General features: G+C 66.9%; 13 protein-coding genes and 1 pseudogene. 4 read left to right on the top strand and 10 right to left on the bottom strand.

Annotation, left to right across the window (positions count from 1 at the left end; translation table 11 throughout):
- Position 1: 1 nt before the first annotated feature.
- The 4 genes from J0J01_RS02060 to J0J01_RS02045 are packed head-to-tail and all read right to left on the bottom strand — an operon-like array spanning position 2 to position 2803.
- Entirely contained in the window at positions 2-769 is a 768-nt protein-coding gene (locus J0J01_RS02060) for a crotonase/enoyl-CoA hydratase family protein (RefSeq protein ID WP_296378487.1), read from the bottom strand.
- Positions 766-1146 (bottom strand): hypothetical protein, encoded by a 381-nt coding sequence (locus J0J01_RS02055; RefSeq protein WP_296378486.1) that lies wholly within the window; start codon positions 1144-1146, stop codon positions 766-768. Before J0J01_RS02055 ends, J0J01_RS02060 begins: the two co-directional genes overlap by 4 nt.
- Positions 1143-1619 carry a hypothetical protein gene (locus J0J01_RS02050; RefSeq protein ID WP_296378485.1) on the bottom strand — a complete coding sequence of 159 codons (477 nt, stop codon included), beginning with the start codon at positions 1617-1619 and terminating at the stop codon, positions 1143-1145. The genes J0J01_RS02055 and J0J01_RS02050 overlap by 4 nt, the downstream gene beginning before the upstream one ends.
- Positions 1616-2803 (bottom strand): urate hydroxylase PuuD, encoded by a 1188-nt coding sequence (locus J0J01_RS02045; protein ID WP_296378484.1) that lies wholly within the window; start codon positions 2801-2803, stop codon positions 1616-1618. The genes J0J01_RS02050 and J0J01_RS02045 overlap by 4 nt, the downstream gene beginning before the upstream one ends.
- 515 nt (positions 2804-3318) lie before the next feature.
- Here J0J01_RS02045 and J0J01_RS02040 point away from each other — a divergent pair.
- Positions 3319-3621: a hypothetical protein gene (locus J0J01_RS02040; protein WP_296378483.1), complete on the top strand. Its 303-nt coding sequence runs from the start codon at positions 3319-3321 to the stop codon at positions 3619-3621.
- 42 nt (positions 3622-3663) lie between these two features.
- On the opposite strand, the gene J0J01_RS02035 is transcribed toward J0J01_RS02040, so the two are convergent.
- The 3 genes from J0J01_RS02035 to J0J01_RS02025 all read right to left on the bottom strand — a co-directional run bounded on the left by J0J01_RS02035 (position 3664) and on the right by J0J01_RS02025 (position 7192).
- Positions 3664-4866 (bottom strand): acyl-CoA dehydrogenase family protein, encoded by a 1203-nt coding sequence (locus J0J01_RS02035; RefSeq protein WP_296378790.1) that lies wholly within the window; start codon positions 4864-4866, stop codon positions 3664-3666.
- A gap of 185 nt (positions 4867-5051) precedes the next feature.
- Positions 5052-5837: a hypothetical protein gene (locus J0J01_RS02030; protein WP_296378482.1), complete on the bottom strand. Its 786-nt coding sequence runs from the start codon at positions 5835-5837 to the stop codon at positions 5052-5054.
- Between the two features lie 74 nt (positions 5838-5911).
- Positions 5912-7192: a Rieske 2Fe-2S domain-containing protein gene (locus tag J0J01_RS02025; protein WP_296378481.1), complete on the bottom strand. Its 1281-nt coding sequence runs from the start codon at positions 7190-7192 to the stop codon at positions 5912-5914.
- 369 nt (positions 7193-7561) lie between these two features.
- On the opposite strand from J0J01_RS02025, the gene J0J01_RS02020 reads away from it, so the two are divergent.
- From J0J01_RS02020 to J0J01_RS02010, 3 genes are all read left to right on the top strand, one after another.
- The gene (locus J0J01_RS02020; RefSeq protein WP_296378479.1) at positions 7562-8308 is read left to right on the top strand and encodes a hypothetical protein; all 747 of its coding nucleotides are present in this window, start codon (positions 7562-7564) and stop codon (positions 8306-8308) included.
- Between the two features lie 205 nt (positions 8309-8513).
- The gene (locus tag J0J01_RS02015) at positions 8514-8750 is read left to right on the top strand and encodes a helix-turn-helix transcriptional regulator (protein WP_296378478.1); all 237 of its coding nucleotides are present in this window, start codon (positions 8514-8516) and stop codon (positions 8748-8750) included.
- Between the two features lie 119 nt (positions 8751-8869).
- Entirely contained in the window at positions 8870-10264 is a 1395-nt protein-coding gene (locus J0J01_RS02010; RefSeq protein ID WP_296378477.1) for a hypothetical protein, read from the top strand.
- Between the two features lie 15 nt (positions 10265-10279).
- On the opposite strand, the gene J0J01_RS02005 is transcribed toward J0J01_RS02010, so the two are convergent.
- The 3 genes and pseudogenes from J0J01_RS02005 to J0J01_RS01995 form a co-directional block, all read right to left on the bottom strand.
- On the bottom strand, positions 10280-11947 hold the full coding sequence (locus J0J01_RS02005; RefSeq protein WP_296378476.1) for a thiamine pyrophosphate-binding protein: 1668 nt from the start codon (positions 11945-11947) through the stop codon (positions 10280-10282).
- Entirely contained in the window at positions 11944-12546 is a 603-nt protein-coding gene (locus tag J0J01_RS02000; RefSeq protein ID WP_296378475.1) for an SRPBCC family protein, read from the bottom strand. The genes J0J01_RS02005 and J0J01_RS02000 overlap by 4 nt, the downstream gene beginning before the upstream one ends.
- Before the next feature lie 58 nt (positions 12547-12604).
- Positions 12605-12716: pseudogene (locus tag J0J01_RS01995) on the bottom strand (IS110 family transposase); the annotation flags it as partial.

Below are 12716 nucleotides of genomic sequence, written 5' to 3'. Positions count from 1 at the left end.
CTCACTTCCTCTCGAACGATCCGTGCCGGCCTTCGCCCGATGCGAAGCGCGCCGCGCCGGTCTGCGATTCGCGGCGGCGCGCCTCGAGCGACAGCTCCATCTCGCGCTGGATCGCGTGGGCCTGGTCGCGGTCGAAGCTCTCGTAGGCCGACTGACGGTCCGACGTCATCGCGATCGGCGGAAATCCCGCGATCTCCGCCGCGAGCTTCTCCGCTTCGGCGCGGGTCGTGCCGCGCGCGACCTTGCGCGTGGCGAGCCCGATCGCAACAGCCTCGTCGGCGCCGACGGCGCGGCCGGTCAGCAACATGTCGAGCGCACGGCCCTGACCGACGATGCGCGGCAGCCGCACGGTGGTGCCGTCGCTCATCGGCACGCCCCAGCGGCGCGAGAACACGCCGAACACCGCCGTGTCGTCGACGATGCGGATGTCGCAGAACAGCGCGACGCCCAGCCCACCGGCGCAGGCATGGCCTTCGACCGCGGCGATCACCGGCTTCGACAGGGTGCTGCGCAACGGCCCGTCGGCACTGCCGGCCCACGGGAAGTAGTCGGTGCCGCCGCCCAGCTCCTTGAGATCGGCGCCGGCGCAGAACGCACCGCCTGCGCCGGTCAGCACGGCGACGCGCGCGTCGGCATCGGCCTCGAAGGCCTTCAGCGCATCGGCGAGGCCGTGCGCGGCTTCGTTGTCGAGCGCGTTCTTGGATTTCGGGCGGTTGATGACGATCGTCGTCACCGGACCGTTGCGCTCCACCAGAATCCTGTCGGTCATCGTACGGTTGCCAACTCGTCCTCGAGCTGCGCGTTGGAGCGGCGCGGGCTGCGGAAGTACCACCAGTTCGATTCCGGGGTCCATTTCTCCTTGCGCTGCGTGCCGTGGCCCCAGACGCAGCGGCGAAACGGCCGCGTGTTGGCCTGGAACGCCTTGTCGGCATCGTCGAGCTTCAGCGCGTGGTCGCCCATCTCCTCGCGGCTGAACATCGGCAGCGCCTCGAGGATCAGCTCGCGCACGTCGACGTCGTTGCGCCAGTTGTCGAGGTCGAAGGTGTAGTCGTTGCGCTCCAGCTCGGCAGCGAGCTCCGACCACTGGTCGATCAGGTCGCGCAGCTCGCTCACGTCCGGCGGGCCCATCGGTATCGGTGGCTTCATTCGGCGCCCCGCTCGGCCTGCCGCCGGTAATAGCGCTCGCCGTCGTTGGGCTTGAAGAAGGTGCGGATCGTGCCGTTGGGGTTGAAGGCGATGAAGGCGCCGGTCTGGCGGTCGAACCGGGTGGTGACGCCGTCGGCCCGCACCGTCTGCAACACCGGCCCGCCGACCGCCGCGTCGCGCAGCAGCTGGGCCTGGCGCAGGTAGTCGTGCCGGGTGATGGTGCCGAACTCCGCGCCGTGCTTGCGGTAGTGCTCCTCGAGCCGCCGTTCGTCGACGAAGCCGATATTGGCGCGGTCCCGCGCCTCGGCCGCCGGAGCGGCGGCGATGTCGCGCCGGTCGAGGCGCTGGCCGCGCTCCTCGACATGGGTCCAGTAGACGAAGATCGCAAAGGCAGCGAGCGCCGCCGTGATCAGACGGCGCCACGGCAGCGGTCCCCTTCCGCCTCCAAACTGGCGCGAGATCATGGCGCTCATTGTGCGCCGCCCTTGACCCAGCGCGCAATCAGCCGGCGCTCGGCCTCGGTGATGTTCGTCAGGTTACCCGGCGGCATCACCCGCGTGACCCAGACCTGCTGGTTGATCATGCCGGCGCGGCCGCGCAGCTCCGTCTCGGTCTCCAGCACCACGCCCTTCGGCGGGGTGGCAAAGCCTTCCTGCGTCGGCTTGGTGGCGTGGCAGGGCTGGCAGCGCGCCTGGAACACCGGCTTCGCTTCGGTGAACGCGGCGGGCGGGCCGATATCGACCGCCGGCCGCGGCAGCGACACGATCGCCGTCAGCGCCAGCATCACCAGCCCGGCCGCCAGCACCAGCGGATCCTGCTGCCCCTTGTGACGCTGCACGAACCAGACGCGGATCAGCGCGCCCGCCACCGAGATCATCAGCAGCAGCACCCAGTTCCACTCATGCCCGTAGAGGCCCGCGTAGTGGTTGCTGATCATGGTGAACAGCACGGGCAGGGTGAAATAGGTGTTGTGGACCGAGCGCTGGCGGCCCATCAGGCCGTACCTGGGGTCGGGCGTGCGGCCTTCCTGCTTGGCCTTCACCAGCTCGCGCTGGCCCGGGATGATCACGAAGTAGACGTTCAGTACCATGATCACGCCGAGCATGGCGCCGAAATGCAGGTAGGCGCCGCGGCCGGAGAAGATGTGGCAGAGCGCCCAGGCGGCGATTGCGCAGTACAACGCCACCAGCCCGCCCAGCACGGCCTCGTCGTCGCCGAACGCCGAGCGGCACAGCCAGTCGTAGACCAGCCAGCCGGCGACCAGGAAGGCGGCACTGATCGCGATCGCCTCCCATTTGTCGAGCGGCATCACCGCGGGATCGATCAGCGCCACCTCGGCGCCGTGCCAGTAGACCAGCACCAGCAGCAGGAAGCCGGTGATCAGGGTCGAGTAGGCTTCCCACATGAACCAGTGCAGCTCGGGCGGCAGCGTCGCGGGCGCGACCTTGAACTTCTTGGCGGTGTAGAAGCCGCCGCCATGGACGGCCCAGACCTCGCCGCCGATGCCTTTGTCGGCGTCGGCCGGGTCGAGCGGCGCGTGCAGGTGGTTGTCCAGCCAGATGAAGTAGAACGAGGCGCCGATCCAGGCGATGCCTACGATCAGATGCGCCCAGCGCAGCACGAGATTGAGCCAGTCGGCGAGGAAAGCGGCGTCCACGGGCTTCCCTCCTACCGGCTTTGCCGATGGGCTGGAAGTCCGCCGAGTCCGGGCGCTTCGGACTCGTTCGATGCCGATGGCACAAGCTTTTTACGGCAAAGTCCGGAGTTCGGGAGCATCCCCGCGCCCCGCGCGCGAGATTCTTTTCTTGGCGATGGTGGTGGGCGGTCGGTCATGTATGGGGTGAAGTTCTGCATGGTTGCCGCAGGATAAGCCGCCCGCGCGCGTGGACCTAATAAGGGCAATGGACGCGAGGAAAAGGCCCGGAATCCGCGCCGAGAGTCGCGGTCCATCGCCCATAATAAGACTCCAAAAACCCTCTCCATCCACAGGGGAGGGTGGCGCTCTACCCGCCGAACAACTCCACCGCGATGGAGCAGGCGTGGCCGATTCCGAACGGCGGCGTCGGCACGCGAGGCGTTGATCAGCATCAGCAGGGCGGCGACGAATGGCGTGCTCATGGCTTGCCATTGTGTCGACCGGCGCGGCAGGATCGCGGTGCAACGGAGGCTGAAATGAAGACGATCGACGCGTTTCGCAGCAGCCTTTCCGCCGACGCACCGCCCGAGGTCGCGCCGGCGCTGCAGGCGCTGTGGTGGCTGGCCAAGGGCAACTGGGACGCCGCGCACCGGGTCTGCCAGGGCCACGAGGACCAGGACGACGTCAACTGGGTGCACGCTCATCTGCACCGCCAGGAGGGCGACCTGCGCAATGCCGGCGGCTGGTACAGCCGCGCCGGCAAGCCGATGCCCGACGGCGCCGTGGCGCTCGAGGAGGAGTGGGCTTTGCTGGCGGCGGAGTTCCTGGCGCGAGCGTAGCTCGCACCGTGCCGTTTGCGCGCCTCGTCAGGTGCCTTTCTATTAGTGCCGGCTTATTTCGGCGCGCCCGACCACCATGTGATGGACCTCGTCCGGCCCGTCGGCGAAGCGGAGGTGGCGCTGGTTGACGTACATCTCCGACAATGGCGACCACTGCGAGATGCCGGTGGCGCCGTGGATCTGGATCGCCTGGTCGATGATCAGACAGACCTTCTCCGGCACCATCGCCTTGACCATGCTGACCCAGACGCGGGCCTCGCGGTTGCCCAGCACGTCCATCGCCTTGGCGGCCTTGAGCACCATCAGGCGCATCGCCTCGATCTCGATGCGGGCGCGGCTCACCAGCTCGAGGTTCTTGCCGAGCTGGATGATCGGCTTGCCGAAGGCGGTGCGGGTGGCGCCGCGCTTGACCATCAGCTCGATCGCCTTCTCGGCGGCGCCGATCGAGCGCATGCAGTGATGGATGCGGCCGGGGCCGAGCCGGACCTGGCTGATCTCGAAACCGCGGCCCTCGCCGAGCAGGATGTTGGCGGCGGGCACGCGGCAGTTCTTGAAGCGCAGGTGCATGTGGCCGCGCGGTGCGTGGTCGTGGCCGAACACGGTCATCGGGCCCACGATCTCGAGGCCGGGCGTGCCGATCGGCACCAGGATCTGCGACTGCTGGAACTGCGGCGAGGCGTCGGGGCTGGTCTTGACCATGACGATCATGATCTTGCAGCGCGGATCGCCGGCGCCGGAGATGTAGTACTTCTCGCCGTTGATCACCCATTCGTCGCCGTCCAGTTCGGCGCGCGTGGCGATGTTCTTGGCATCGGAGGAGGCGACGCCAGGCTCGGTCATGGCGTAGGCCGAGCGGATCTCGCCGTTGAGCAAGGGCTTCAGCCACTTCTCCTTCTGCTCGGGTGTGCCGACGCGCTCCAGCACCTCCATGTTGCCGGTGTCGGGGGCCGAGCAGTTGAGCGATTCGGAGGCCAGCGGATACTTGCCGAGCTCGGCGGCGATGTAGGCATAGTCGAGGTTGGTCAGCCCGCGGCCGATCTCCGAGGTCGGCAGGAAGAAGTTCCACAGGCCGGCCCTCTTGGCCTTGTCCTTGGCCTTCTCCAGCAGCTCGAGCTGGCCGGGCGCCCAGCTCCAGCGCTCCTTGCGGCCTTCGCCGAGCTTGAAGAACTCCTCGATCATCGGCGCCACGTTCTCGTCGATATGCGCCTTGACCGCGTCGAACAGCGGCTGCGACTCCTTCGACATGGCGAGGTTGTTCAGCTCGGCCTCGAGGTCGGGGCGCTTGGGCTTCGAGCCAGCCTTGGACTGGGCGGCGACGTGGACGTTCACGGGTGTCTCCTCTCTATGGTCTGGGGAGACCCTAGACGAGATTCGGCAAGGGCGAAATCGACGTCCACGGGGCGGAAGGCCACCGCCTGAATCGACGGATTCTAGGTGAGCTTGTATTGCCTCTGAAAGAACGCCGAATGCAGCCCGCCGTCGGGCGGCCTGGCGGCGATATGCTGCGTGATCTGGGCATTCGGTGAACCGTTCCCGGCGACCATCAGCATGACGTGATTGACCGGGATGGTTTTGAGCGCTCCCCGTTTCAACAGTTCATCGAAGATGTCTTCCGGCTGACCCTCGGGAACGGCAATCCAATACCTCAGAGCCTTGAGCATGCCCTGCGTTTCAGGGTCATGCGCCTTGTAGTCACCGGCAACGCAGTGCGTCCCCAGAGTCTCGATCCTGGCGATGCAGATCGGTTCTCCCGCGGCGCCTCGATCTTCTGCGCTGTGGTCGGTATGCAGACCATGCGGTTGGGGCACCGTGAATTTGCCGTACGCATAGTGCCCTTTGCGATAGCGCGCTGAAGGAACGAGCACGCCCATCATTGCATCGACATCGTCGTTACAGAGGCGCACGAAGTTCGCCATCGTGTCGGGAGTTCCGTTGACGAATTTTTCTACGAACCACCTGTCATCGACGTATTCCGTTTTGACGTCGTCGAATTGCTTCGCGTGTTCGTAGATCGTCTTCTTCGCAGCTTCGCGAAAGCGGGCAATTGGTATGGGCAAGTAAGTATGCGCTTCGCGATCATTGAACTTTGCATGCATGCATTCGATGAGAGACCACTGGTCGGGGGAGAACTGCACTGGGTCCAATATCTTCAGTCTAGGCTGCAAGGCCGCCCATGCCTCATGAAGAGGTGTCATGGTGGCGGCGGCAGCGTTCACGACGGCTCCTCTTATGGGGTGGAGGAAACCCTAGACGAGATCGGGCCCCGACGAAATCTCTGGCGAAATCCGCCCTACACGGTCTGCAAGATCCTGTCCTTGGTGATGTCGGGCGCCAACGCCCGGTGCCAATCGGCATCGCGCGCGAAGACGTTCTCGCCGGCCTTGACCGTGTAGTAGCTGGTGCCGGTGCCGACCGGCTGGCTGCCGGCCTCGACGGCCTTCACCGCCTCGCGCAACAGCTTGCGCGCCTGGATGATCGCCTTGTCGGCCGGGCCGAGATGCTCGCGGCTGCGATCGACGATCCGGCCCATGCTTTCCTGCAGGGCACGGTCCTGCTGGTTGATGCCGTCGATGCCGCTGTAGCTCTCGGTCTTCTGGATCGCACGGTCGAGGCCATAGTTGTTCGTCCGGTTCTGCAGCGACCGGAAGGTCTTCGGGTCGACATGCAACGGGCCGTTGCCGAGGCTGCGTTCGAGCCGGTCCCCCGCGGTCAGCGGCGCCTCGGTGGTGCTGTAGATCCAGTTGTAGACCACGCAGGTGTGGTCATCGATCGGCACCCAGATGTGGCCGGCATCGGTCGGCAATCCGCTTTCCGAGCGCGACGGGCGGATCTGGTGGAACGGCATGATGAAGTGATAGGTCCGGACATGGATCTCCGAATCGCCGAGCGGCCGCACGCCGGCGTAGAGATAGCCGTAGTCGGTCAGGTCGACCCGCAGGATCGGCGCCTTGCCGCGCACGAACGGATTTGACGGCTTGATGCCGCCGCGGGTCGAGGTGTCGGTCAGCAGCCGATGCAGGATCGGCGCGTGCGAGGTGTCGATGCCGCCTTCGAGCGCCTGCAGGTAGTTGCATTCCTCGATGACTTTGGTGACGTGGCGCCGGGTTTGCGGCACCTGGGTCCAGGCAAATTTCGGCAAAGGCGGAATCTTCTCGGCAGGCCCGAGGTATGCCCAGACGATGCCGCCGAGCTCGCAGGTCGGATAAGCCGTCAGCCGTACCTTGTGCTTGAACTGATGCTCCTCCGGCTCGTTCAACTGATCGACGCAGGCGCCGGTCACGTCGAACTTCCAGCCGTGATAGACGCAGCGCAGGCCGCACTCCTCGTTGCGCCCGAAGTAGAGCGACACGCCGCGATGCGGGCAATACTCCTCGACCAGGCCGATGCGTCCCTCGGTGTCGCGGAAGGCGACGAGTTCCTCGCCCATCAGCTTGACGCGCACCGGCGCACCGTCCGGTTCGCCGATCTCGCTCGACAGACAGGCGGGGACCCAATAACGCCGCATCGCATTGCCCATCGGCGTTCCGGGGCCGGTGCGGGTGAGAAGGTCGTTCTCTTCCTTGGAGAGCATGCGGTTTCTCCTGGGCTGAAGGGCCTGGACGGATGCTCGTTGACCGAACGGCGTTGCCGCCGGGTATCGACGCACGAAAACACGCACCGTGAGGATAGCCGATGTCGCTATCGTTTGACACATTGACCGGCACGCTGTTTGCAATGCCTCTGCTGATCATGCGTCGCAGAGTGCTTTTCGCAGCATTGCCGGCCGCGTTGCTTGCGGGCCGCGCCCAGGCCCAATCCCAATCCCAGGCCAGACGGCTGGAGTTGACCTGCTATTCCTCCCAGACCCTGGGGGCGACGGCGGCGCAGCTGCTCGTCGACAAGGCGGCCGCGCTTTTCCCAGGCACTTTCCCAGGTCGTAGTGGCCGAGCAGCCGCCCACGATGCCCTTCGCCGCGATCGGCAGAGCCTCGGCCCTCGCATCCTACTATGCGCCGGCGTTCGCGACGGACGAACCCGTCCTCGGCTTGTCCGCCGTGCCGATGCTCGCCGCGACCTTCGATGAGGCCGAGGTGCTGTTGCGCATCGCGCGGCCGGCCTACGCCGCTGCTTTGGCGCGACACGGCCAGATCCTGCTCGCGACAGAACCGTGGCGGCCGGCGGCGTTGTGGAGCACCTTTCGCCTGCGCTCGGCCGGCGATCTTCGCGGCACCCGGTTCGCGCTGGACGCGACATCCTATGCCGGTGCCGGATGGGCGGAGCTGTTCGCCCGGCTGGGGGCGGAGCGCGCCGCCTATACCGAAGCCGAGGTGGTCCTGTCCGGCGGCTACATCCCCAGCGAGGTGCTGGCTCGCGAGTTCGCCTGCGTCACCGAAGTCTTCTTCGCCCAGCAGCTCACCTTCCTGACGGCGAACCGGGAGATGGTCGAGGCCCTGACCGGGGCGCAGCGTGAGGCTCTCGTTGCCGTTGGCCGCGAGATCGAGGCTGACCTGTGGCGCCGGATCAGAGCGTTCGTGCGCCGCGACCAGCAGGAGGTCGCCCACCGGGGCGTCCTGGTGTCCGAGCCTCCGGCCGATGTCCTGCCTGCGCTGCGCAAGGCGGCCGAACCGGACGTCCGGCGCTGGACCGACGCCATGGGCGCGGAGGGCGGGGCCATCCTTGCCAACTATCGTCGCGCGATCGGGTTCTGAGAGGCCGTCAGGCCTCGCCGTGCTGCACCGGGAATTCCTTGCTGTCGGGCATGCCGTGATGTCTATAGCAAAATCGCTATGTTTGAGGTCGAATGGCGCATCAGATGCCAAACCCACGTGACCGTCGGGCAACGCGTGGCGGCGGGAATGTCTTCGAGGATCTTGGTTCCACGATGCCCAGGATCACCTGGCCAAAGCCGAGCTCGTGAGCGAGCTCAAGCATATCGTCGACCGTGAGGGATGGACCCAGGCCCACGCCGCCAAGGTCATGGGCATGGCTCAACCCGACGTGTCGCGGCTTCTGCGAGGCCAGTTCGCCAACTACTCGATCGAACGGATCATGCGCTTCCTCAGGGCCGCCGGCTGCGAGGTCGAGATTGTCGTCCGGCCCAAAGGCAAACGGGCTCAGATCATTCGCCTGGGCGACCGCGAAGCCGCCTGACTGGTTGCGCCGGGATGAGGTAGCATCGTGGAGACGCGCGTTTGCGCGGGAAGCGGGAAGGCGCGACATCGTGGAAAGCTTCCGCTTGATCCCGGTTTTCCGGAGAGGGAGGCTGGGTCATGGCAAGCGCGACCGCCCTCTCTGGCCTGACGAGGTGGCTCTCCCGCGAGGAGTGGCAGGAGCCGTTCGACGACTTGCTGGAGCGGCATTTGGTGCCACCCTGCCAGTCGGCAGGCATCGCGCTCGACGGGTTGGCCGACGTCATCGGCGATCAGCGGGCGGCCGTCGTATGGGGATGCGTCTTCGAGGACTTCCTGGCGTCCGATCTCGACGACGGCAGCAACATCGTCGACGACTACCTGAAAAGGCGCGGCTGGAAGGAGAGCGTCCCCAACAAACGCTACATCGCGGCGCTGCGCTCCTCGGTCATGAGCCTGTACGAGGTGAGCGACATCGTGCGCGACCAGTCGTTCCTGGCGCGCGACCTGCTGCGCGGCGGGGAGCCGGTGCGCGTCAGCGAGAAAATGGGCACGCGTAGCCTGAAGCCATGGGATCGGCTCGCTGCGCGCATCGTCCGGGTGGGACCGAGGGTCGAGATGGCGGGCGGCGTCCTGCCGTTCAGCCACGAGCTGGCGGAAGAGATTCGCGAGGGGTTTGCCGAGCTCAAGGCGGATGCCTGCCCCGAAGCCCTCGAGCTGGCGCGGGAACGGCATGGCGGCGCAAAGGTTGATCCCTTCATGCTCGACACGGAAATCCTCCGCCGCGGCGCGTTTCTGTTCACCAATGTCTGGCTGGACGATGTTCTCGAGCGCACGCTCAATCCCCGACTGCCCGCCCTGTCGAACAGCGACGGCGAGGAGATCGCCTTCACGACCGTTCGCTATCCCTTGGAGGAAGGCGCCGACCGCGAAGCGCTCGAAGCCGGGCTGACGGCAATCCCGGAGTTGCGTCGGACGGACGAGAACCGCTGGACCTGGGTCGCGCCGGCGTCGCGCCCGGCCGGTAAAGCGCCCGAAGGCGCCCAAACCTTCGTTTCGACCCTCGCGGACGGTTCCGTCAACATGGGAGAGGTCGAGCTGGACGCCGACGCGCTCAAGCTGGAGACGAACTCACCGCAGCGCGCTCAAAGGGGGCGGGCCTTGCTCGATCCCGTCATCGGCACGTTCGTCGGAGAGCCGGTCGTCGAGTCAAGGACGGTGGCGGAGATGATGGCATCCCGGCCGGCGGTCGAGGCGCCCATCCCGTCGTCGGGTCTCTCGCCGGAGGAAGAGAGCGCCATCCTTCACGACGCCATGGAACGCCACTATCGCAATCTTCTCGACGAGCCAGTACCGATGCTGGGAAACGTGACCCCGCGCAAGGCTGCGAAAACGAAGAAGGGCCGCGAGAAACTGGTCGGCTGGCTCAAGCTCCTCGAGAACTACGCTGCACAACAGGCGCCGGATTCCCCGATCGCCGCCTACGACGTGAGATGGATGTGGGAAGAACTCGGCATTGCGGACCTGCGACGCTGATCCGGCGAGCGGGGCTCACGCCTCGCCGTAATGCACCCGCCGATACGCCCGTGACGGGATGAGATCGTCGATATGCACGTCCCACACCGTGCCGATGTTGGCGCCCTGGTGCTCCTTGAATAGCGGCGCCATCCGGCCGGGCTGCGTGACGGAGGCACCGCGCAGGCCGAAGCCGGTGGCGGCGGCGGCAAGATCGCCGCGGCCGTGGATGGCCTCCTTGGCCGTAATTCCATTCGCGCGGAACTTGTGGACCTCGGCTCCGTAGCCGCCGTCGTTCATGATCGCCATCAGCATGCGGATGCCCTGGCGGCGGACGGTCTCCAGCTCCTGCACGTGCATCATCAGGCTGCCGTCGCCCTCGACCAGCAGCACCTTGCCGTCGCCCTTGGCCGCGGCGATGCCGATGGCGGCCGGCAGCGCCGAGCCGATCGCGCCGAAATCGTTGACCACATGATAGCGCTCGGCTGGCCGGCCCTTCATGTGGGTCATCACCATGCTGAAGTAATGGCCGGCGCCGACCACGACCTCCCAGTCCTTCGGCACCACGTTGTCGAGCTCGACAACTATTTTTCGCGGATCGACGGTGTTGGGCTGCACCGGGAATTCCTTTGAATCGGGCGAATCGCCCGCGATCAGCTTGGCCATCTCGTTGGTGCGGAAGCCGGCGCGCTTGACGCCGCGCTGCTTCAGGCGCGCCACGATCGCCTCGGCCGCGGCTCTTGCGTCGGCGCGGACATGCAGGTCGGCGGTGCGCAGGCCCTGCCACAGGCCGCGCGGGTTGGTGTCGATCTGGATGGTGCGCGCGCTGGGATAGAGGTAGCCGCCCTCGGTGGTGTAGTGGCCGAGCGCCGCGCCGGCGCCGATCACCAGGTCCGATTCGGCGAAGCGCTCACGCGCGAAGTCGCTCGCGAAGGCGCCGGCGATGTCGAGCGCGTAGGGATTGCCGTCGAACAGGCCCTTGCCGAGCAGCGACGTCGCCGTCAGCGCGCCCGCTTCGGCCGCGAGAGCCTCGAGCGCCTGCGCGGCGCCCGACAGGATCGCGCCGCGGCCGGCGATCAGGATGGGCTTCTCCGCTTCGGCGATCATGTCGACGACCTTGTCGACGATCGCCGGATCGGGCACCGGCCGCTGCGCCGCGGGCGCCAGATCGGCGGAGGGCGTGTAGTCGGTGAGGTGCGGCCAGGCCTGCTTCTGCAGGTCCATCGGCACGCTCAGCACCACCGGCCGCTGCTCGAGCTGCGCCACCAGGAAGGCCTCGCGCACGTTGTCGAGCAGGCGGTCGATGTGCTTGACCGCGACGTAGTGCGCGCCGCAGGCCAGCGCCAGCGGCGCCATGTCGATCTGCTGCAGGTACCACGCGGCGGCGAGCGGCGAATCGCCGGCGAACACCACGATCGGCACGTTGCCGCGCGCCGCGATGGTGAGCGCCGTCATGATCTGGGTGAAGCCCGGGCCGCAGGTCGTCGAGGCGACGCCCACCTTGCCGGTGGCGCGGGCGTAGCCGTCGGCCATCGCCACGGCGCAGTGCTCGTGGCGGGCATGCACCACCTTCATGCCCGGCAGCTCGGCCATCGCCGTCGACCAGTACATGTTGGCGTCGCCCATCAGGGTGAACAGGTGATCGACGCCCTCGGCCGCGAAGGCGCGGGCCAGCATGTCGGAAACCTTCAGCTTGCTGCTCATCGCTTTCCTCGCAACCAGAACAGGAACGCCCGCCACAGAAGGCCGAAACCGCTGATCTCGGCCGCCGGCGGCGGAGGCGATGGTGCCGTCGCGGGCGGCGGCGCGGCAAGCGGAGTGGCCTCGACGTGCGGAACCTCAGCAGTCTGCTCGGCGACTTTCTTCGCCATGTTGGCGGAGAACTCTTGGAGCAGGGCGCGCGCGACGTGGACGCCGCCGGCATTGGCGAAGGTCTCGAGCGGACCGCTCACCGAGAAGCTGCCGTCGACCGCGAGCGCGGTGATGTCGGTGCCGGAGACTTTGACCGTGCCCGAGGCGAGCGCCCGCGAGGCGCCGCGGCCGTCGATACCTCGGCCTTCGATGGTGCAGGTGCGCGTGGTGTCGTCGAAGGCGAGGCTCGCCTCGCCGCGGAACACCGCGACGGTCGGGCCGAACTTGACCCGCACCGAGCCGCGCCACATCCCGTCCTTTTGGCCGTCGCCCTGGTCCGGCGCCAGCGTGGCGCCGGGAATGCACGACGCCACCAGCACCGGATCGCGCAGCAAGGGCCAGACCTTGTCGGCCGGCGAGGGGATGGTCGTCGTCTCGGTAACGGAGGGCATGGCGCGACAATACTCGGCAATCCCTCCCCATTCATATGGGGAGCAACTGTCTTTTGGCCTAAGCGCCGGCAGGCTGCCAAGGGAGGTTGTGTCGGCTCATGGCGTTGAGGGTGACGATGAGCTTACGCATGACGGCGACGATGGCGACCTTGGGCTTCTTGCCGGCAGCG

This window comes from Reyranella sp. (assembly GCF_017305915.1).
Classification (GTDB): domain Bacteria; phylum Pseudomonadota; class Alphaproteobacteria; order Reyranellales; family Reyranellaceae; genus Reyranella.
The sequence above is the reverse complement of the archived record's forward strand: the minus strand, read 5'-3'. Positions and strand labels throughout refer to the sequence as shown.

What these genes read in the sequence shown, in the direction of transcription:
- J0J01_RS02060 (WP_296378487.1), bottom strand. Translation starts at nt 769, where the DNA reads ATGACCGACAGGATTCTGGTGGAGCGCAACGGTCCGGTGACGACGATC.
- J0J01_RS02055 (WP_296378486.1), bottom strand. Translation starts at nt 1,146, where the DNA reads ATGAAGCCACCGATACCGATGGGCCCGCCGGACGTGAGCGAGCTGCGC.
- J0J01_RS02050 (WP_296378485.1), bottom strand. Translation starts at nt 1,619, where the DNA reads ATGAGCGCCATGATCTCGCGCCAGTTTGGAGGCGGAAGGGGACCGCTG.
- J0J01_RS02040 (WP_296378483.1), top strand. Translation starts at nt 3,319, where the DNA reads ATGAAGACGATCGACGCGTTTCGCAGCAGCCTTTCCGCCGACGCACCG.
- J0J01_RS02035 (WP_296378790.1), bottom strand. Translation starts at nt 4,866, where the DNA reads ATGTCGAAGGAGTCGCAGCCGCTGTTCGACGCGGTCAAGGCGCATATC.
- J0J01_RS02025 (WP_296378481.1), bottom strand. Translation starts at nt 7,192, where the DNA reads ATGCTCTCCAAGGAAGAGAACGACCTTCTCACCCGCACCGGCCCCGGA.
- J0J01_RS02020 (WP_296378479.1), top strand. Translation starts at nt 7,562, where the DNA reads ATGCCCTTCGCCGCGATCGGCAGAGCCTCGGCCCTCGCATCCTACTAT.
- J0J01_RS02010 (WP_296378477.1), top strand. Translation starts at nt 8,870, where the DNA reads ATGGCAAGCGCGACCGCCCTCTCTGGCCTGACGAGGTGGCTCTCCCGC.
- J0J01_RS02005 (WP_296378476.1), bottom strand. Translation starts at nt 11,947, where the DNA reads ATGAGCAGCAAGCTGAAGGTTTCCGACATGCTGGCCCGCGCCTTCGCG.
- J0J01_RS02000 (WP_296378475.1), bottom strand. Translation starts at nt 12,546, where the DNA reads ATGCCCTCCGTTACCGAGACGACGACCATCCCCTCGCCGGCCGACAAG.